The following is an 18,146-nucleotide window of genomic DNA, read 5'->3' as shown; positions in this document are numbered from 1 at the left end:
AGCCGGGGAGAGCCGACACCGAGGGGAAGCCGATGGCGTACGACCTGATCACCATGGGGCGCATCGGAGTGGATCTGTATCCGCTCCAGACGGGTGTCCCGCTGCCGCAGGTCACCTCCTTCGGCAAGTTCCTCGGCGGCTCCGCCACGAACGTCGCGGTCGCCGCGGCCCGCCTGGGGCGGCGTACGGCGGTGATCACCCGCACCGGCGACGACCCCTTCGGCACGTACCTGCACGAGGCCCTGAAGGGCTTCGGCGTGGACGACCGCTGGGTCACCCCGGTCCCCGGCCTGCCCACCCCGGTCACCTTCTGCGAGGTCTTCCCGCCGGACGACTTCCCGCTGTACTTCTACCGGCAGCCCAAGGCCCCCGACCTGGAGATCGACGCCCACGAGCTCGACCTGGACGCCATCCGTGAGGCCCGCGTCTTCTGGGTCACGGGCACGGGCCTGAGCGAGGAACCGAGCCGTACGGCGACCCTCGCGGCCCTCGCCCACCGCGCCAGGTCCGGCACGACGGTCTTCGACCTCGACTGGCGTCCGATGTTCTGGACCGAGCCCGACGCGGCCCGCCCCTTCTACCAGGAGGCTTTGCGCCACACCACCGTCGCCGTCGGCAACCTCGACGAGGTGGAGGTCGCCACGGGTGTGCGCGAGCCGCACGCCGCCGCCCGGGCCCTCCTGGACGCCGGTGTCGAGCTGGCCGTCGTCAAGCAGGGCCCGAAGGGCGTCCTCGCCGTCCACCGCGACGGCGTCACCGCCGAGGTCCCGCCGCTGCCCGTGAACGTCCTCAACGGCCTCGGTGCCGGAGACGCCTTCGGCGGCTGTCTCGTCCACGGCCTCCTGGCCGGCTGGGACCTGGAGAAGACCATGCGGCACGCCAACGCCGCCGGCGCCATCGTCGCCTCCCGCCTGGAGTGCTCCTCCGCGATGCCCACCGCGGACGAGATCGAGGCGGCCGTCACCGTGGGGGCCGTCCAGTGACCGTCGACGTCTGCGAACTCGTCCGCCTGCGCAGCCACCGCCCGGAGGCGATCGCCGAGGCCGCCGCCCGCCGCCCCCGCCGGCCCCTGCTGAACGACAACGGCCGGCTGATGATCGTCGCCGCCGACCACCCGGCCCGCGGCGCCCTCGGCGTCGGCGGCCACAGCCTGGCCATGGCCAACCGCGCCGACCTCCTCGAACGCCTCTGCCTGGCGCTGTCCCGCCCGGGCGTGGACGGCGTCCTCGCCACCGCCGACATCCTCGACGACCTGCTCCTGCTCGGCGCCCTCGACGGCAAGGTCGTCCTGGGCTCGATGAACCGCGGCGGCCTCCAGGGCGCGCGCTTCGAACTCGACGACCGCTTCACCGGCCACCGCCCCGAGGACATCGAGCGCCTCGGGTTCGACGCGGGCAAGCTGCTCCTGCGCATCGACTACGACGACCCGGGCTCCCTCACCACCCTGGAGTCCACCGCCCGCGCCATCGACGACATGGCGGCCCGCCGGCTCCCCGTCTTCGTGGAGCCGTTCATCTCCCGCCGCGACGAGACGGGCCGGCTGCGCAACGACCTGTCCGCCGAGGCCGTCACCCGGTCGATCGCCATCGCCTCGGGCCTGGGCGGCAGCTCGGCCTACACCTGGCTGAAGGTGCCCGTCACCGACAACCCCGACGACATGGCCGAGGTCATGGCCGCCTCCACGCTGCCGGCCGTACTGCTGGGCGGCGAGGTGGGCGACGATCAGGACGGGGCGTACGAGAAGTGGCGCGGTGCTCTCCAACTGCCCACCGTGCGCGGGCTGGTGGTCGGCCGTTCGCTGCTGTACCCGGCGGACGGCGATGTGGCCGCCGCCGTGGACACCGCCGTAGGACTGCTGTGAGGGCCGCTTCATGAGCAGTGAGCCGTACATCCCCCAGGGCACCGCGACCGACCTGCGGATCGTGCCGCCCCTCCCGGGTGTCCGTGACGCCCGGGCCCAGATCGCCTCCGGCGCGGGAGGCCGCTTTGCTTTGGCAGGAGCGAAGAGCGAGCGACAACTCCCCGCCCGCTACGGCCCCGCGCCGGAGGTCCGCTCTGCGTTCACTCCCGGTGGTGAACACCCGCGACGGCCCCTGCGTACCCGTGACCATCCATAGGGAGGGGAAACCGATGACCACGACGACGAGGCTGACGGTCGCTCAGGCGCTCGTACGCTTCCTGTCCGCCCAGTACACCGAACGCGACGGCGTACGGCAGCGGCTCATCGGCGCCACCTGGGGCATCTTCGGCCACGGCAACGTCGCCGGCATCGGCCAGGCGCTCCTGGAGCACACCGACGCGATGCCGTACCACCAGGGCCGCAACGAACAGGCCATGGTGCACGCCGCGGTCGGTTACGCGCGCCAGTCGGGCCGCCTGTCCACGCACGCGGTCACGACCTCCATCGGCCCGGGCGCCACCAACCTCGTCACGGGCGCCGCCCTGGCGACCATCAACCACCTGCCGGTGCTGCTCCTGCCCGGCGACATCTTCGCCACCCGCCCCGCCGACCCGGTCCTCCAGCAACTGGAGGTGCCGTACGCGGGCGACGTGTCGGTCAACGACTGTCTGCGCCCGGTGTCGAAGTACTTCGACCGGATCACGCGCCCGGAGGCCCTGATCCCGTCGGCGCTGAACGCGATGCGCGTGCTCACCGACCCCGTCGAGACCGGCGCCGTCACCCTCGCACTGCCCCAGGACGTACAGGCCGAGGCGTACGACTGGCCCGAGGAGTTCTTCGCCGAGCGCGTGTGGACCGTACGGCGTCCCGGCGCCGACCCGGCGGAGCTCGCCGAGGCGGTCCGGATCATCCGCGCGGCGAAGCGGCCCCTGGTCGTCGCCGGCGGCGGTGTCCACCACAGCCGCGCCGAGGAGGCGCTCGCCGAGTTCGCCGAGACCACCGGCATCCCGGTCGCCTCCACCCAGGCCGGCAAGGGCTCCCTGCGCCACGACCACCCCCAGGACGTCGGCGGCATCGGCCACACCGGCACGGCCACGGCGGACGAACTCGCCCGCACCGCCGACCTGGTGATCGGCGTCGGCACCCGCTACACCGACTTCACCACCGCCTCCGGCACCCTCTTCACCGGCGAGAACGTCCGGTTCCTCAACCTCAACATCGCCTCCTTCGACGGCCACAAGCTCGCCGGGCAGCCCCTGATCGCGGACGCCCGCACGGGCCTGGAGGAGCTGACCGAGCGGCTGGAGATGCACGGCCACCGGGTCGCGCCGCTTTACGCCACCGAGTACACCGAGGACAAGGAGCGCTGGGAGCAGCGCGTCGACGCCTGCTACGAGGTGGACGAGCCGGACACCCGCCCGACCCAGCCGCAGGTCCTCGGCGTCCTGGACGCCCTGGTCGACGAGTCGGACATCCTCATCAACGCCGCCGGTTCCCTCCCCGGCGACCTGCACAAACTGTGGCGGACCCGGTCCCGCGACCAGTACCACCTGGAGTACGGCTACTCCTGCATGGGCTACGAGATCCCCGCCGCCATCGGCGTGAAGATGGCCGCCCCCGACCGGCCCGTGTGGGCGCTGGTCGGCGACGGCACGTACCTGATGATGCCGACGGAGATCGTGACGGCCGTGCAGGAGGGCATCGCGATCAAGGTCCTGATCATCCAGAACCACGGCTACGCGTCCATCGGCGGGCTCTCCGAGTCGGTGGGCGGCGAGCGGTTCGGCACCGCCTACCGCTTCCCGTCCGAGGACGGCACCTACACGGGGCCGCCGCTGCCGGTCGACCTCGCCGCCAACGCGGCCAGCCTCGGCATGCGCGTGCTGCGCGCGAAGACCGTGCGGGACCTCGGAGCTGCGCTCGCCGAGGCCCGGGCCGCCGACACTCCCACATGTGTCTACGTCGAGACCCAAACGGCAGACACAGTGTCGGGCGCGCCTCCCGCGCAGGCCTGGTGGGATGTACCCGTGGCCGAGACCGCGACACGGCCGTCCGCGGTCAAGGCACGCGAGCTGTACGAACGGCACGTCTCCACCCGACGCCGCCATCTGTGAAGGAGTTCCCGGCCATGACGAAGATCGTCAACCACTGGATCGGCGGTAAGACCGTCGAAGGCGCCTCGGGCACACACGGGCCGGTGACCGACCCGGCGACCGGCGAGGTGACGACGAAGGTCGCGTTCGCCTCGGTCGACGAGGTGGACGCGGCGGTGGCAGCCGCCAAGGAGGCCTTCGCGACCTGGGGCCAGTCCTCCCTGGCCCAGCGCACGTCCATCCTGTTCAAGTTCCGCGCGCTGCTCGACGCCAACCGCGACGCGATCGCCGAGCTGATCACCGCAGAGCACGGCAAGGTGCACAGCGACGCCCTCGGCGAGGTGGCGCGCGGCCTGGAGATCGTCGACCTGGCCTGCGGCATCAGCGTCCAGCTGAAGGGCGAGCTGTCCACGCAGGTGGCCAGCCGCGTCGACGTCTCCTCCCTCCGCCAGCCGCTCGGCGTCGTCGCCGGCATCACGCCGTTCAACTTCCCGGCGATGGTGCCGATGTGGATGTTCCCGCTCGCCATCGCGTGCGGCAACACGTTCGTGCTGAAGCCGTCCGAGAAGGACCCGTCGGCGTCGGTCAAGCTCGCCGAGCTGCTCGCCGAGGCCGGCCTGCCGGACGGCGTCTTCAATGTCGTCCACGGCGACAAGGTGGCCGTCGACCGGCTCCTCGAACACCCGGACGTGAAGGCGGTGTCGTTCGTCGGCTCCACCCCCATCGCCCGCTACATCCACACCACCGCCTCCGCCAACGGCAAGCGCGTCCAGGCGCTCGGCGGCGCCAAGAACCACATGCTGGTCCTCCCCGACGCCGACCTCGACGCGGCGGCCGACGCCGCCGTGTCCGCCGCCTACGGCTCGGCGGGCGAGCGCTGCATGGCCATCTCGGCGGTCGTCGCGGTCGGCGCGGTCGGCGACGAACTGGTGGAGAAGATCCGGGAGCGCGCCGAGAAGATCAAGATCGGCCCCGGCAACGACCCCGCCTCCGAGATGGGCCCGCTGATCACCAAGGTCCACCGCGACAAGGTGGCCTCCTACGTCGAGGGCGCGGCGGCCGAGGGCGCCGAGGTGGTCCTCGACGGCACCGGCTACATCGTCGACGGCTTCGAGAACGGCCACTGGATCGGCATCTCGCTCCTCGACAAGGTGCCGACGAGCGCGAAGGCCTACCAGGACGAGATCTTCGGCCCGGTCCTGTGCGTGCTGCGCACGGAGACCTACGAGGAGGCCCTGGACCTGATCAACGCCTCGCCGTTCGGCAACGGCACCGCGATCTTCACCCGGGACGGCGGCGCGGCCCGCCGCTTCCAGCTGGAGGTCGAGGCCGGCATGGTCGGCGTGAACGTCCCGATCCCGGTCCCCGTGGGCTACCACTCCTTCGGCGGCTGGAAGGACTCGCTCTTCGGCGACCACCACATCTACGGCAACGACGGCACGCACTTCTACACCCGCGGCAAGGTCGTCACCACGCGCTGGCCGGACCCGGCCGACGCCCCGGCGGGCGTGGACCTGGGCTTCCCGCGCAACCACTGAGCTTTTTCGCTCCCGGAGGTGCAGGGGCCTCAGGGGCGCGGGGCTGGATCTACGTGCGGCTCCGCCGCGTGGGCGCGACAAGCCACAACGGACCCGCAGACGGCCACTCACCGGACGGACCGAGCTCCACCCCGTACACCACCCGCAGTACGCCGAAAACTCCGTGTACACCCCTGGAAGGCCCTGCACTTCGGTCTCTGGTCGACAACTCATCGACAGGTTGACCCCGTACCGTTGACGCATGGATCTTCGACTGCCCGGACTGAACGGGCTGCTGCGGAGGCCCCGGCGGCTCCTCGCCGCCGGGGCCGCCGTCGTCGTGCTCGCCGGCGCAGGCACGTGGACGGCCGTCGCCGACGACGAGACCGCCCCGGTCCACCGCACCGACCGGCTCCTCGGCACAGCGGACGGCGTCCGGATCGACACCTCGTTCTTCACCTCCGGAGGAGACCGCCGCCGCCCCGCCGTCCTGCTCGGCCACGGCTTCGGCGGCAGCAAGAACGACGTACGGCAGCAGGCCGAGGATCTCGCCGGAGACGGCTACGCGGTCCTGACCTGGTCGGCGCGCGGCTTCGGCACGTCGAACGGGAAGATCGGGCTGAACGACCCCAAGGGCGAGGTCGCCGACGTCTCGAAGCTCATCGACTGGCTCGCCAAGCAGCCCCAGGTCGAACTCGACAAGCCCGGCGACCCCCGCGTGGGCATGGCCGGCGGCTCCTACGGCGGCGCGATCGCCCTGCTCACGGCGGGGCACGACGACCGGGTGGACGCCATCGCCCCGGCCATCACGTACTGGAACCTCGCCGACGCGCTGTTCCCGAACGGCGTGTTCAAGAAGCTGTGGGCCGGCATCTTCGTCAACTCCGGCGGCGGCTGCGAGCGGTTCGAGCCCGCGCTGTGCCGGATGTACGAGCGGGTCGCGGAGTCGGGCAAGCCGGACGCCGAGGCGCGCAAGATGCTCGACGAGCGTTCGCCCTCCGCCGTCGGCAACCGCATCAAGGTGCCGACGCTGCTGATGCAGGGCCAGTCCGACTCCCTCTTCCCGCTCGGCCAGGCCGACCAGGCGGCGAAGGCCATCCGTGCCAACGGTTCCCCCGTCGACGTCGACTGGATCGCCGGCGGCCACGACGGCGGCGACATGGAGACGAGCCGCGTCCAGGGCCGCGTGCGGAGCTGGTTCGACCGCTACCTCAAGGACGACAAGGGCGTCGACACCGGCCCCGCCTTCCGCGTCACCCGTACCCTCGGCCTCGGCTCCGGCGACGGCGAACCCCGGCTGACCGGCGTGACCTCGGACCGCTACCCCGGCCTGGAGAGCAAGCAGCGCTCCATCGCCCTGGCCGGCCGCGAGCAGAACTTCGACAACCCGCCCGGCGCCAGCCCGCCCGGCGTCTCCGCCCTGCCCGGCCTCGGCGGAGCGGGCGGCCTCAGCCAGCTGTCCTCACTCGGCGTCGGGATCTCCCTGGACTTCCCCGGCCAGTTCGCCGCGTTCGAGTCGGCCCCCTTCCGGGACGACGCCCAGATCACCGGTTCCCCGACGGCCACCGTCCACGTGAAGTCCACCAGCGACGACGCCGTGCTCTTCGCCAAGCTCTACGACGTCGGCCCCGGCCGCACCCAGCCGGTGCTGCCCTCCCAGCTGGTCACGCCCATCAGGGTCGAGGGCGCCAAGGCGGGCAAGGACGTCACCGTCACCCTCCCGGCGATCGACCACCAGGTCGAGGACGGCCACCGGCTGCGCCTGGTCCTCGCCTCCACGGACCTCGGCTACGCCTCCCCGGCGGCCCCGGCCACGTACACCGTCTCCCTCAAGGGCGACCTCAAGGTCCCGTCGGCGCTCGGCGAGAGCAACCCGCAGGGCCCGCTGCCCGCCTGGGTGTGGTGGATGCCGGCCGCCGGCGCCGCGATCGCCCTGGCGCTGATCATCACGGGACGCCGCCGCACGGCCGCCCCCGCCCCGCCGGAGCCCGAGCTGGCCGACGTGCCCCTCCAGATCACGGACCTGACCAAGCGGTACGCCAAGTCCTCCGACCGGTACGCCGTCAAGGACCTGTCGCTCCGTGTGGAGAAGGGCCAGGTCCTCGGCCTGCTCGGCCCGAACGGCGCCGGCAAGACCACCACCCTGCGCATGCTGATGGGCCTGATCAAGCCGGACGGCGGCGAGATCCGCGTCTTCGGACACGCCATCAGCCCGGGCGCCCCGGTCCTGTCCCGGGTCGGCGCCTTCGTCGAGGGCGCGGGCTTCCTGCCGCACCTGTCCGGCCGCGAGAACCTGGAGCTGTACTGGCGCGCCACCGGCCGCCCCGCCGAGGACGCGCACATGGACGAAGCCCTGGAGATCGCGGGCCTCGGCGACGCGCTCGCCCGCGCGGTGCGCACCTACTCGCAGGGCATGCGCCAGCGCCTGGCCATCGCCCAGGCCATGCTCGGCATGCCGGACCTGCTCATCCTCGACGAACCGACCAACGGCCTCGACCCGCCCCAGATCCGCGAGATGCGCGAGGTGATGATCCGCTACGCCGCCGCGGGACGCACGGTCATCGTCTCCAGCCACCTCCTCGCGGAGGTCGAGCAGACCTGCACCCACCTGGTCGTGATGGACCACGGACAGCTCGTCCAGGCGGGCCCGGTCGAGGACATCGTCGGCTCGGGCGACACCCTCCTGGTGGGCACGGCCACGCCCGTCGACGAGCCCGTCGTCGAGAAGGTCGCCGCCCTGCCGGGTGTCGCCTCGGCCGTGCCCGTCGACGAGGGCCTCCTGGTCCAGCTCGACGCCGACGGCACCCCGCAGCGCCTGGTCGCCGAACTCGTACGGCTGGACGTGCCCGTGCGGTCGGTCGGCCCGCACCGCCGCCTGGAGGACGCCTTCCTCACCCTGATCGGAGCCGAAGCATGAGCAAGCTCGCCGACCGGGCCGAGCCCGTCGAGGTCGCCGACGGCTACCGCGCGGGCCGCACCCTGCCCTTCCGCGTCGAGCTGGTCCGGCAGCTGAAGCGGCGCCGCACGATGGTCATGGGCGGCGTCCTGTTCGCCCTGCCGCTCATCCTGCTCATCGCCTTCCAGGTCGGCGGCGACCCGGGCGGCAACAACACCCGCGTGAACCTCATGGACACGGCGACGGCGTCCGGGGCCAACTTCGCCGCCGTCAACCTCTTCTCCGGCGCCGGCTTCCTCCTCGTCATCCCTGTCGCCCTGTTCTGCGGCGACACGGTCGCCTCGGAGGCGAGCTGGTCGTCCCTGCGCTACCTGCTCGCGGCCCCCGTGCCCCGGGCCCGGCTGCTGTGGTCCAAGCTCGCCGTCGGACTCAGCCTGAGCCTGGCCGCGCTGGTGCTGCTCCCGATCGTCGCCCTCGTCGTCGGCACGGCCGCCTACGGCTGGGGCCCGCTCCAGCTGCCCACCGGCGGCACCCTGCCCACCGGCACCGCGGCCCAGCGCCTGCTGATCGTCGTCGTGTACATCATGGTGTCCCAACTGGTCACCGCGGCCCTCGCGTTCTGGCTGTCGACCCGGACGGACGCACCGCTCGGCGCGGTCGGCGGCGCGGTGTTCCTGACCATCATCGGCAGCGTCCTCGACGAGGTGACGGCCCTCGGCGACTGGCGGCACTTCCTGCCCGCGCACTGGCAGTACGCCTGGCTCGACGCCGTCCAGCCACGGTTGCAGTGGACGGACATGATCCAGGGCACGTCGATTTCCGTAACGTACGCGCTCGTGCTGTTCGCCCTGGCCTTCCGCGGTTTCGCCCGCAAGGACGTCGTCTCCTAGGTCAACGGACGATCACCCACCGGTCTCGAAGGCCGGTCCCCGTGGCCGCTTCGAGACGCTTCCGCAACGCTCCGTACCGCACGTTCCGGCCCCCTGCGCCGTCACAGTCGCAAGAAGGCGACGCCAACGGATGCAGGGGGTACGGACGATGGAGCGGTTCCGGACACGAAAAGCGCTGCTCGCCCTGACGGTGGCGGGCGGGCTGCTGCTCACCGCGTGCAGCGGGGGAGGCGGCAGCGGCGAGGGCAGCAATGCCGCCGACCGCGACACCTCCGGCCTGCCCGCGCCCGCCCAGAGCCGGGGCACCAGCGAGCTGGACGACCGCCGAGAAGATCCCGACCACCTCTCCACCTTCGCCCTCGACGTCGACACCGCCTCCTACGACTACGCCCGCCGCACCCTCGCCGACGGCCGGCTCCCCGACCCGTCGACGGTCCGCCCCGAGGAGTTCGTCAACAGCTTCCGCCAGGACTACGAACGCCCCGACGGCGACGGCTTCTCGGTCACCGTCGACGGCGCTCGCACGGACGACGAGGACTGGTCCCTGGTCCGCGTGGGCCTGGCCACCCGCACCACGGAACGCACCGGCGAACGCCCGCCCGCCGCCCTCACCTTCGTCATCGACATCTCCGGCTCCATGGCCGAACCGGGCCGGCTGGACCTCGCCCAGGAGTCCCTCGCGGTGATGACGGACCGGCTGCGCGACGACGACTCCGTCGCGATCGTCACCTTCAGCGACGAGGCCGAGACCGCCCTGCCCATGACCCGCCTCGACGGCAACCGCGACGAGATCCACGACGTCATCTCCGAGCTGGACACCCGCGACTCCACCAACCTCGGCGCGGGAGTCGAGACCGGCTACGAGACGGCCGTCGAGGGCCTGCGCGAGGGCGCGACCAACCGGGTCGTCCTCGTCTCCGACGCCCTCGCCAACACCGGAGACACCGACGCCGACACGATCCTGGAACGGATCTCCGGCGAACGCCGCGAGCACGGCATCACCCTCTTCGGCGTCGGCGTCGGCAGCGACTACGGCGACGCCCTGATGGAACGCCTCGCCGACAAGGGCGACGGCCACACCGTGTACGTGTCCGGCACCGACGAGGCGCGCAAGGTCTTCTGCGAGGAACTCCCGCGCAACATCGACCTCACCGCCCGCGACGCCAAGGCCCAGGTCGCCTTCGACCCCGAGACCGTCGAGGAGTTCCGCCTGGTCGGCTACGACGACCGCCAGGTCGCCGACGAGGACTTCCGCGACGACCGCGTCGACGGCGGCGAGGTCGGCCCCGGCCACACCGTCACCGCCCTGTACGCCGTCCGCACCCGGCCCGGCGCCGAGGGCCACCTGGCCACCGCCACCGTCCGCTGGCTCGACCCGGAGACCCGCGACCCCCACGAGGAGTCCGGCGACCTGGAGACCGGTACCCTCCACGACTCCCTGCGTGCAGCCCCCAGCCGCTTCCAGGTCACCGCGGTGGCGGCCTACTTCGCCGACGCCCTCCGCTCGGGCGACGGCCGCTACCACCGCCTCCCCGGAGCCCCGGTTCCCCTCGCGGAACTCGCCGGCCGTGCTCGCGCGCTGGCCCGGACCACTCAGGACGGGGCGGTGCGTGAACTCGCCGAGACCATCGAACTGGCGGACCGCCGGGGTTGAACACGGTTGCGGTGTTTCGGCCTGCGACGCGGGCCAACCGGGTGAACTTGCGGAACCAATTCTCCTGCACCGGGTTGATGAGGCAGTAGAGCATGCGGCGCTACGAGAAAGGAACGCGCAGTGCTCAAGGAGGCAATGAACGTCGCGGCCGCCGCCGCTCCTGCCATCGACGTGCCGGTGACGGCCGCTGCCACGGCGCTTGCCGACGGACCGGCCGCCGCGACGGGCATGGGCGAGGAACGCTGAACCGACTCCGCAGCCCTTCGGCGCGAGCGAGCACCCCAGACACCTCATTGCTGTTCAGCGCTGCGAGTTTTCGTGCGCCACACCGCCGACCTTGGACCTGGATCTCCGTTCCGCGGCCGGCTGCCCCCATTCTTCAAGCAGGAGGACAACTGCAATGCGACAGACCCTGAGCAAGGGAGCGTTCGCGGCGGCCGCCGCCACGGGGATTCTGTCCCTGTACGGCAGCCCCGCCCTCGCTGACTCGGACGCGTCGGGAGTGGCGAAGGACTCCGCCGGTGTGTTGTCCGGGAACAACGTGCAGGTGCCGGTCGACGTGCCGATCAACCTGTGCGGCAACACCGTCAACGTGCTCGCCGCGCTCAACGAGTCGTTCGGCAACGTCTGCCGCAACGGCTCGCACAAGGGGAAGGGCTCCGGCACGGACGCCTCGGGGGTCGCGAAGGGTTCCTCCGGCGTGGGATCCGGGAACGTCGTGCAGGTGCCGATCGAGGTGCCGGTGAACGTGTGCGGCAACAACGTCACCGGACTCGGGTTCTTCAACGAGGCGGCCGAGAACTCCTGCCACAACGGCTCCTCCGGCGGCTACGGCAGCGAGGACGACACCTCGAAGCCGAGTGACGAGGACCGGACGGTCCCGCCGGCCAAGGACCGTCCCACCCCGCACGACGAGGAGAAGCCGGACTCCCCGTCCGCGCCCGAGGAGGACGGCAAGGCGCCGTCCACTCCGGAAGAGGAGAGCGGCCGGCCGCCGCAGCTCGCCGAGACCGGAAGCGAGGCCCTGGTGGCCGCCTCGGTCGCCAGTGCCGCTCTGATGGCCGGCGGGGTGATGCTGTACCGCCGCGGTCGCACCACCTGGTCCCGCTAGCTGTCACCGGGTGCCGGACGCGACCCGCCCGGCACCCGCACCCCACCCCGGACCGGCGCCCGCCACCACCCGCGGCAGGCCACAGCCGGTCCGGGGGCCACACGCCGCACGGTCCCGGTGCGAGGCCCCTGGCTTCCCGGGACCAGCATCATCCGCACCCCCCGTCGACATGATCCGGGGGGTGTCGGCCGTCGCGTCACACCGCACCCCCTACCGCAGTCCGGGGCACAGGGGCGGGCCGCTGACGGCACCGTAGCCGTCAGCGGCCCCCGTGTCTCCCGCGCGGTTCCCCGTCAGCGCCGTACCGGCGACGGCGACTCGCTCCGGCTGCCGTCCACCGGTGCGGGGACGGTGCCGCCGGCCGGAGTCGCCCCGAGCCGGCGGCGCACACCTCGGACGAGGGTCGACGCCGTGAAGGACGCCCCCTGCACGAAGCGCATGGCCGGGCCGAAGCCCGAGGCCGTCACCAGACCCGCGAGGAACAGGCCGGGGTGGGAGGACTCGAAGCTGCGCCCGACCTCCGGGGAGCCGTCCGGCAGTGCCGCGAGCATGCCGCGCAACTCGGGGGAGAGCAGTCCGAGCCGGTCGCACCGCGCCCGGAAGCCGGTCGCGGCGATGACGTGTTCGGTCTCCAGGCTGCGCAGGGCACCGGCGCGGCTCACCGTGTCCAGCCGTACCCCGCCCGGCACCGCACAGGCCGCGGTGACCTCATGGCCCGGCAGCAGCTCCACCACGCCCTCCACCCGGTCCCGCACCCACCACGCGCCCGCAGGACCCAGCGCGGTGGTCGCGATGCGCGCCCGGGTCGGCTCCGGCAGCCGCCGGAACAGGTTGGGACGCTCCGCGTAGAACCAGTTCCGCCAGCCGGGGCCGAGCCCGCTGTGGGGGGAGCGGACCGACTGCCACCAGGGGCGCTCCCAGGGCGGCGGCACATCGTTCCACCGCAGCTGTTCCGCCCGCGCCAGCACCCGGACGCGCGTGCCCTGTTCGGCGAGCAGCGCCGCCGTCTCCAGGGCCGCCTGACCGCCACCGATCACCGTGACGTCCTTGCCGCGGAAGCGGTCGAGGTCGCAGTGGTGGCTGCTGTGGGTCACCAGTGCGGGGTGCAGTCCGCGCAGTGCCTGCGGTACCTCGACGAACGGCATCACTCCGACCGCCAGGGCGACCGTCCGCGCGTGCACCTCCTCACCGTCCTCGGTGACCGCCGTGAAACCGCCGGGCCCGGCCGCCACACGAGTCACCGTGCGCTCGTCCACCTCCGGCACGGCGTGGCGCGCGAACCACAGGCCGTACTCCGCGAACGCCTCGACGGGAATCGGCGTCGCGTGACGTGCCGGCAGGCCGTTCTCCGCGCAGTAGACGTCCAGTCGCCACCGCCCGGCCGGGTCGGAGAGGTTGGACGCCCACGGTTCCGACTTCAGGAACATGCCGCGGGGCATGTTGTCCCGCCAGGAGGCCATGGGCCGGCCGAACACGCGCAGGTTCAGCCCGGCGGCCGCGGCGTGGGAGGCGATGGACAGGCCGTACGGGCCTGCGCCCACCACCAGAAGGTCGTACACCATCAACTGCTCGCTTTCTCGTTGTCGGTCAGGGAGGGCGAGGCCGCCCGGGGGATCAGCCGGGGCGTGGGCGCTGTCGTCGTGCCCAGCCGCTCACGCAGCCGGCGGGACACGTGCCGGCACCACTGGGCCCACATGACCCGTCCGGGGGCGCGGTCGTCCGCGGCGTACCAGGCCAGTTCACGCCCGCCCGGCGCCGCGCGCAGCGCCGCCAGCGGGGCGTAGTTCTCCACCACGAACGCCCGCCCGGCCATCGGGGCCCCGTCCGGCAGTGGACGGCCCGTCAGATCCAGGTGCAGGGCCCGTACGACGTCCAGGCCCGCGCTGTCCGCGAAGAGCCGGAACTGGGCGCCGGCGCGCGGGTTGAAGTCGAGCAGGTGGTAGCGGCCCGTCACGCCGCAGCGGCGGAAGTCGAGGTCGAAGATGCCCCGGTAGCCCAGCTCGTGGGTGAGCCGCTCGGCGAGCGCCTGCACCTGCGTGTTGGGCGTCCAGCAGCCGACCGCGGTCAGCCCCGCCCCGCGCGGCCAGGACACCTGCTTGCGGCCCGGTCCGCCCGCGCGCACGGCGCCCGAGTGGTCGGCGTAGCCGTGGAAGAACCAGTCCCGGTCCGGCCCCGGTGGCAGGTACGCCTGGAGCAGCAGCCGGCTACCGGCTTCCTCGGTGCGCAGGAACAGCTCCCGGGCCTGCTGCACGGACCGGACCAGTACCGTGCTGCGCAGCCCGCTGCCGGCGGGCAGCAGCCAGGGCCGGCTCCACTTCGCCACCACCGGCAGCCCGAGGCGCCGCATGGCGTCGGCGACCTCCGCGGGACTGTCCGGGATCAGCGTCGTCGGGTGCGGGACGTCGGTGGACGCGCACACGGCGGCCAGTTCCGCCTTGTCGGCGACGCGTTCGGCGAGAGTGCCCGGCATCGAGGGCAGCAGGTAGGACGGGGCGAGTTCGTCCCGCATCCGGCCCGCGGCGATGGCGCTCGCGTCGTCCAGCGGGACCAGCACGGCGGGGCGCCCGATCCCGTCGGCCACGCGGCGCAGCACGGCGAGAACGTCGTCCGGGGAGGCTCCCGGGAGCGGCGGGGGATGCATCTTCCGTACGTAACGTGACGCGCCCACGGGACTTTCCGCGGAATCCGCGACGACGTGTACCTCCACTCCCGACCTGCCGAGCGAACGCGCGGCCCCCAGGGTTCCGTGGTGAAAGGGATTCCGGTCGATCCGCAGCAGCACAGCGGGGACGCGGATGTCGAGCAGCGACACGAATTCTCTCTTTCTCTTCGGTCGGCTCACCCGCACGGGCGAGCCCGGCACTCGAAAGTCGTAACGGTTGTGGCGCTATTGGATTTTCTGTGACTGACTTCATATGACTGCCCGTCAATAACACAAACCGTGGCAGTGGTCCGGACGAGAGCGAAGAAAGGAACAGGCATGGCCCCACAGCACAAGCGGGCCGGGGTCCGCCGACTGGCCTTGGGCGCGGCAGCGGTCGCCGCGTCGGCCGCCCTGGCGTCCGGCCCCGCGGCGGGGGTGGGGGTGGCGCGAGCCGCCGATCCTCGGGCTCCGGCACCGAGCCCGATGCCCGTGGCCACGCCCTCGGCCCTCACTCCTGCGGCCGTCCCCCTCCCCTCGGCGCCGGCCCCGGCCACCACTCCGGTGGCGGGCCAGGAAGCCCCGGCCTTCGGTGTCTTCCTCAAGTCCGACGGCCGCGGTGTGGCCCGGATGCCGCTGTTCAGCCACTGGCTGGGCGGTGCGGAGCTGCGCGCCGGCCACACGTATCTGCCGGGCCACCGCTGGCATGACATCGAGGGTTCCGCCGACTTCCTGAAGGTGTGGGCGCACTGGCGCAACAAGAAGCCCGACCGGATGCTCGTCCTCAACGTCCCCATGCAGGAGCGCAACGAGGAGGGCGTCTCCGACAGCGAGGTCCGGCAGCTGCTGCGGCAAGGCGTCGCCGGGGAGTTCGATCACCACTTCCGTGTCCTCGCCGAGCGGCTGGTGGAGTTGCAGGTGCCGGACACCGTCATCGTGCTCGGCTGGGAAATGAACGGCACCACGTACACCCATCGGTGTGGGCCGGACCCGGAGGCCTGGAAGAAATACTGGAATCGGATCGTCACCACCATGCGTTCCGTGCCGGGCCAGAAGTTTCGGTTCGATTTCACGCCCAGTCGTGGCGTGGACGCCGTTCCCTGGACGAAATGCTATCCGGGAGACGACACGGTCGACATCATTGGCATGGACTCCTACGACCAGCCGGCCGGGATGTCGTTCGACCAACAGGTGAAAGAGCCCTACGGGCTGCAGCACCACGTGGATTTCGCGAAGGCTCACGGCAAGCCCATTTCCTATCCGGAATGGGGTCTCTTCCGCAACGGTGACAATGCCGAGTACATGCGGCGCATGCTCGCCTGGATGGAGGAGCACAAACCGCTCTACAACACGCTGACCGACTACTGCCCGCACGGTGTGTGGCAGTGCGGGGCCAACCCGAGGTCGTCCCACCTCTACCGGTCCGCCCTGTTCGGCCGCACCGACTCGGCGACCCCGCCCGTGACGCCCACGCCGAAGCCGACCCCGCCCAGCACACCGCCGCCCCCGGCGGACTGCACGCCGCTCGACCTGGGCAGTTGGGTGGAGGAGTGGCTCGGAGGGAAGCTCTGCCTCCGCTTCGACTGGTGGTAGAGCGCGGCGAAACAGCGCTCCCCGGCGTGTCCGGCCAGGCCCCCCGTCGTCACCGTTGTCCGCGCACATCGGCGGCGGCGGCGGGGCCGGGCACCGAGGGGGCCTGGGCGGGTTCGTCGTCCTGGCCGTTCCTCCTCGGCCGCGCCAGCAGGGCCAGACCGCCCAGCAGACCGCCCGCGCTCGCCCCCACCAGACCGGTCACCGCCGGTGACGCGGACGTCGGCTCCCGCGGCTCCACCGCCCGCGAGAACGGCACGAGCCGCACGTTGGTGTTGCCCCTGCTGTCTTCGGCGTGGCGGGTCAGCGCGCGGGTGACCGCGTTGGCCATGTCGACGGCGAGGCCGGGGCGCGAGGAAGTGGCCGAGACGGCGACCATCGGCGCGTCCGGCGACGTCGCCGTGCGCACACTGCGCTGCAGGGTCTGCACGGGCACACCCGCGTACACCTGCGCGTCCCCGAGCACGGCGAGCTGGCCGGCGACCCGGCCGTACGCCTGAGCGAATCCGAGGGCGGCGTCCGGCGTGGACTTTTCGGTCGGTACGGCGATGACGTAGCTCGTGGCCGTGTACGTGGACGGTGTGAGCCAGCCGTACGCACCGCCGAGCAGCCCCCCGGCGAGGGTGCCGGCCGCGAGCACGGACCACAGGGGAAGTCCCTTGAGACGAGCCGGGGACAGGCGGCGCTGGCGGGTCGGAGTGTCGGTCATGAGGAGGTGGCTCCCAGAAGTGAGGGGGACGGTGAACTGGAGACCGCTGCCGCGTACACGTCCGTCAGACGGGCCGCGCAGTGGGTGATGCTGTAGTGGTGGGCGACCTCCGAGGCCGTGCGCGGCCGGGCGCCGGCCTCGCGGACCTCGGCGATCGCGCGGGCGTATGCCTCGGGGCCGCCGTGCACACGCCGGGCGTCGGCGGCGGACGGCCGCACGTCCTCGATGGCCGGACAGGAGGCGTAGAGCACGGGCAGGCCGGCGGCCAGCGCCTCCACGGCCGCCAGGCCGAAGGCCTCCTCCGTGGACGGGGACGCGAGCAGGTCCATCGCCGACGTGAGCGAGGGCAGGTCCGGACCGGGCGAGCCGTCGGACACGTAGGGACGTTCGCCGGTGAACACCACGCGGTCGGCCACGCCCGCCTCGTGGGCCGTGCGCCGCAGGGCGTGCTCCTCGGGGCCGCCGCCCACCAGCAGCAGCCGGTGGTCGTCCGGCAGCAGGGCGAGCGCGCGGACGAGGACGTCGAACCGCTTCCCCGCGGTGAGCCGGCCCACACCGCCCACGACCCAGGCGTCCTCCGGCAGGCCGAGGCGCCGGCGGGTGTGCTCCCGCCGCTCCGGGTCGAAGCGGAAGCGGTCCAGGTCGATGCCGTTCGGGACGACCTCGATGCGGGGCGCGGGCACGCCCCAGCGCTTCAGGCGCTCGGCCACCGTCGGGGAGACGGCGACCGTCGCCGAACCGAGCCGCTCGCTGGCGAGGTACAGCCCGCGCACCCCCGCCGTCAGCCTGCGGCCCTCCATCTGCGAGTCGCCCAGGGAGTGTTCTGTGGCGACGACCGCCCGGACCCCGGCCACGCGCGCGGCGAACCGGCCGTAGACGCAGGCGCGGTACAGGTGGGTGTGCACCAGGTCGTAGCCGCCGGCGCGGATCAGCCGGACCAGGCGCGGCAGCGCGGCCAGGTCACGGTTGCCGCCCATGCCGAGATGCGTGACACGGACGCCGTCGGCCGCGAGGCCCTCGGCGACCGCACCGGGGTTGGTGAGCGTCACGACGTCGCAGTCGACCGGCAGGTGACGCAGCAGCAGGCGCAACTGCTGTTCCGCCCCGCCGACGCCGAGGCCGGTGATGATGTGCAGAGCCCTCAT

The 18,146-nt window shown here is 72.4% G+C and carries 14 protein-coding genes and 1 pseudogene; 11 read left to right on the top strand and 4 right to left on the bottom strand.

Annotated elements, in window-relative coordinates; translation table 11 throughout:
• Positions 1–32: 32 nt before the first annotated feature.
• The 10 genes and pseudogenes from iolC to CCL05_RS01605 all read left to right on the top strand — a co-directional run bounded on the left by iolC (position 33) and on the right by CCL05_RS01605 (position 12,061).
• On the top strand, positions 33–983 hold the full coding sequence (iolC, locus tag CCL05_RS01645; RefSeq protein WP_086558665.1) for a 5-dehydro-2-deoxygluconokinase: 951 nt from the start codon (positions 33–35) through the stop codon (positions 981–983).
• Complete coding sequence (locus tag CCL05_RS01640; RefSeq protein ID WP_086558664.1) at positions 980–1,861, top strand: Cgl0159 family (beta/alpha)8-fold protein; 882 nt, start codon at positions 980–982, stop codon at positions 1,859–1,861. Before iolC ends, CCL05_RS01640 begins: the two co-directional genes overlap by 4 nt.
• 82 nt (positions 1,862–1,943) lie before the next feature.
• A pseudogene (locus CCL05_RS45820) lies at positions 1,944–2,051 on the top strand (5-deoxy-glucuronate isomerase); the annotation flags it as partial.
• Positions 2,052–2,130: 79 nt separating this feature from the next.
• Entirely contained in the window at positions 2,131–4,014 is a 1,884-nt protein-coding gene (gene iolD, locus CCL05_RS01630) for a 3D-(3,5/4)-trihydroxycyclohexane-1,2-dione acylhydrolase (decyclizing) (protein WP_086558662.1), read from the top strand.
• Between the two features lie 14 nt (positions 4,015–4,028).
• Positions 4,029–5,531, top strand: coding sequence for a CoA-acylating methylmalonate-semialdehyde dehydrogenase (gene mmsA / locus CCL05_RS01625; RefSeq protein ID WP_086558661.1), 1,503 nt, complete (start codon positions 4,029–4,031; stop codon positions 5,529–5,531).
• Positions 5,532–5,772: 241 nt separating this feature from the next.
• Entirely contained in the window at positions 5,773–8,427 is a 2,655-nt protein-coding gene (locus tag CCL05_RS01620) for a CocE/NonD family hydrolase (protein WP_086558660.1), read from the top strand.
• Positions 8,424–9,296 carry an ABC transporter permease gene (locus tag CCL05_RS01615; RefSeq protein ID WP_086558659.1) on the top strand — a complete coding sequence of 291 codons (873 nt, stop codon included), beginning with the start codon at positions 8,424–8,426 and terminating at the stop codon, positions 9,294–9,296. The genes CCL05_RS01620 and CCL05_RS01615 overlap by 4 nt, the downstream gene beginning before the upstream one ends.
• A gap of 130 nt (positions 9,297–9,426) precedes the next feature.
• Complete coding sequence (locus tag CCL05_RS01610; protein ID WP_086558658.1) at positions 9,427–10,950, top strand: vWA domain-containing protein; 1,524 nt, start codon at positions 9,427–9,429, stop codon at positions 10,948–10,950.
• Positions 10,951–11,070: 120 nt separating this feature from the next.
• A complete protein-coding gene (locus tag CCL05_RS47055; protein ID WP_279629918.1) occupies positions 11,071–11,196 on the top strand; it encodes a hypothetical protein in 126 nt (41 codons plus the stop codon).
• Between the two features lie 154 nt (positions 11,197–11,350).
• On the top strand, positions 11,351–12,061 hold the full coding sequence (locus CCL05_RS01605; protein ID WP_086558657.1) for a chaplin: 711 nt from the start codon (positions 11,351–11,353) through the stop codon (positions 12,059–12,061).
• 293 nt (positions 12,062–12,354) lie between these two features.
• On the opposite strand, the gene CCL05_RS01600 is transcribed toward CCL05_RS01605, so the two are convergent.
• Positions 12,355–13,623, bottom strand: coding sequence for an NAD(P)-binding domain-containing protein (locus tag CCL05_RS01600; protein WP_208641311.1), 1,269 nt, complete (start codon positions 13,621–13,623; stop codon positions 12,355–12,357).
• Positions 13,623–14,873: a carboxylate--amine ligase gene (locus tag CCL05_RS01595; protein ID WP_086558656.1), complete on the bottom strand. Its 1,251-nt coding sequence runs from the start codon at positions 14,871–14,873 to the stop codon at positions 13,623–13,625. Before CCL05_RS01595 ends, CCL05_RS01600 begins: the two co-directional genes overlap by 1 nt.
• A gap of 168 nt (positions 14,874–15,041) precedes the next feature.
• Between CCL05_RS01595 and CCL05_RS01590 the strand changes: the two genes are divergently transcribed.
• Positions 15,042–16,295 (top strand): glycoside hydrolase family 26 protein, encoded by a 1,254-nt coding sequence (locus CCL05_RS01590; protein WP_086558655.1) that lies wholly within the window; start codon positions 15,042–15,044, stop codon positions 16,293–16,295.
• A gap of 49 nt (positions 16,296–16,344) precedes the next feature.
• Here the strand turns inward: CCL05_RS01590 and CCL05_RS01585 are convergent, their stop codons facing one another.
• Positions 16,345–17,001 carry a YveK family protein gene (locus CCL05_RS01585; protein ID WP_086558654.1) on the bottom strand — a complete coding sequence of 219 codons (657 nt, stop codon included), beginning with the start codon at positions 16,999–17,001 and terminating at the stop codon, positions 16,345–16,347.
• On the bottom strand, positions 16,998–18,146 hold the full coding sequence (locus tag CCL05_RS01580; RefSeq protein WP_086558653.1) for a glycosyltransferase: 1,149 nt from the start codon (positions 18,144–18,146) through the stop codon (positions 16,998–17,000). The genes CCL05_RS01585 and CCL05_RS01580 overlap by 4 nt, the downstream gene beginning before the upstream one ends.

It is taken from the genome of Streptomyces africanus (assembly GCF_002150735.1).
GTDB classification, from domain to species: Bacteria; Actinomycetota; Actinomycetes; order Streptomycetales; family Streptomycetaceae; genus Streptomyces; species Streptomyces africanus.
The sequence above is the reverse complement of the archived record's forward strand: the minus strand, read 5'-3'. Positions and strand labels throughout refer to the sequence as shown.

Excerpts from the sequence above, each read along its gene's own strand:
- iolC (WP_086558665.1), top strand. The coding sequence starts at position 33 with ATGGCGTACGACCTGATCACCATGGGGCGCATCGGAGTGGATCTGTAT.
- iolD (WP_086558662.1), top strand. The coding sequence starts at position 2,131 with ATGACCACGACGACGAGGCTGACGGTCGCTCAGGCGCTCGTACGCTTC.
- mmsA (WP_086558661.1), top strand. The coding sequence starts at position 4,029 with ATGACGAAGATCGTCAACCACTGGATCGGCGGTAAGACCGTCGAAGGC.
- CCL05_RS01620 (WP_086558660.1), top strand. The coding sequence starts at position 5,773 with ATGGATCTTCGACTGCCCGGACTGAACGGGCTGCTGCGGAGGCCCCGG.
- CCL05_RS01615 (WP_086558659.1), top strand. The coding sequence starts at position 8,424 with ATGAGCAAGCTCGCCGACCGGGCCGAGCCCGTCGAGGTCGCCGACGGC.
- CCL05_RS01610 (WP_086558658.1), top strand. The coding sequence starts at position 9,427 with ATGCAGGGGGTACGGACGATGGAGCGGTTCCGGACACGAAAAGCGCTG.
- CCL05_RS01605 (WP_086558657.1), top strand. The coding sequence starts at position 11,351 with ATGCGACAGACCCTGAGCAAGGGAGCGTTCGCGGCGGCCGCCGCCACG.
- CCL05_RS01600 (WP_208641311.1), bottom strand. The coding sequence starts at position 13,623 with ATGGTGTACGACCTTCTGGTGGTGGGCGCAGGCCCGTACGGCCTGTCC.
- CCL05_RS01590 (WP_086558655.1), top strand. The coding sequence starts at position 15,042 with ATGGCCCCACAGCACAAGCGGGCCGGGGTCCGCCGACTGGCCTTGGGC.
- CCL05_RS01585 (WP_086558654.1), bottom strand. The coding sequence starts at position 17,001 with ATGACCGACACTCCGACCCGCCAGCGCCGCCTGTCCCCGGCTCGTCTC.
- CCL05_RS01580 (WP_086558653.1), bottom strand. The coding sequence starts at position 18,146 with ATGAGGGCTCTGCACATCATCACCGGCCTCGGCGTCGGCGGGGCGGAA.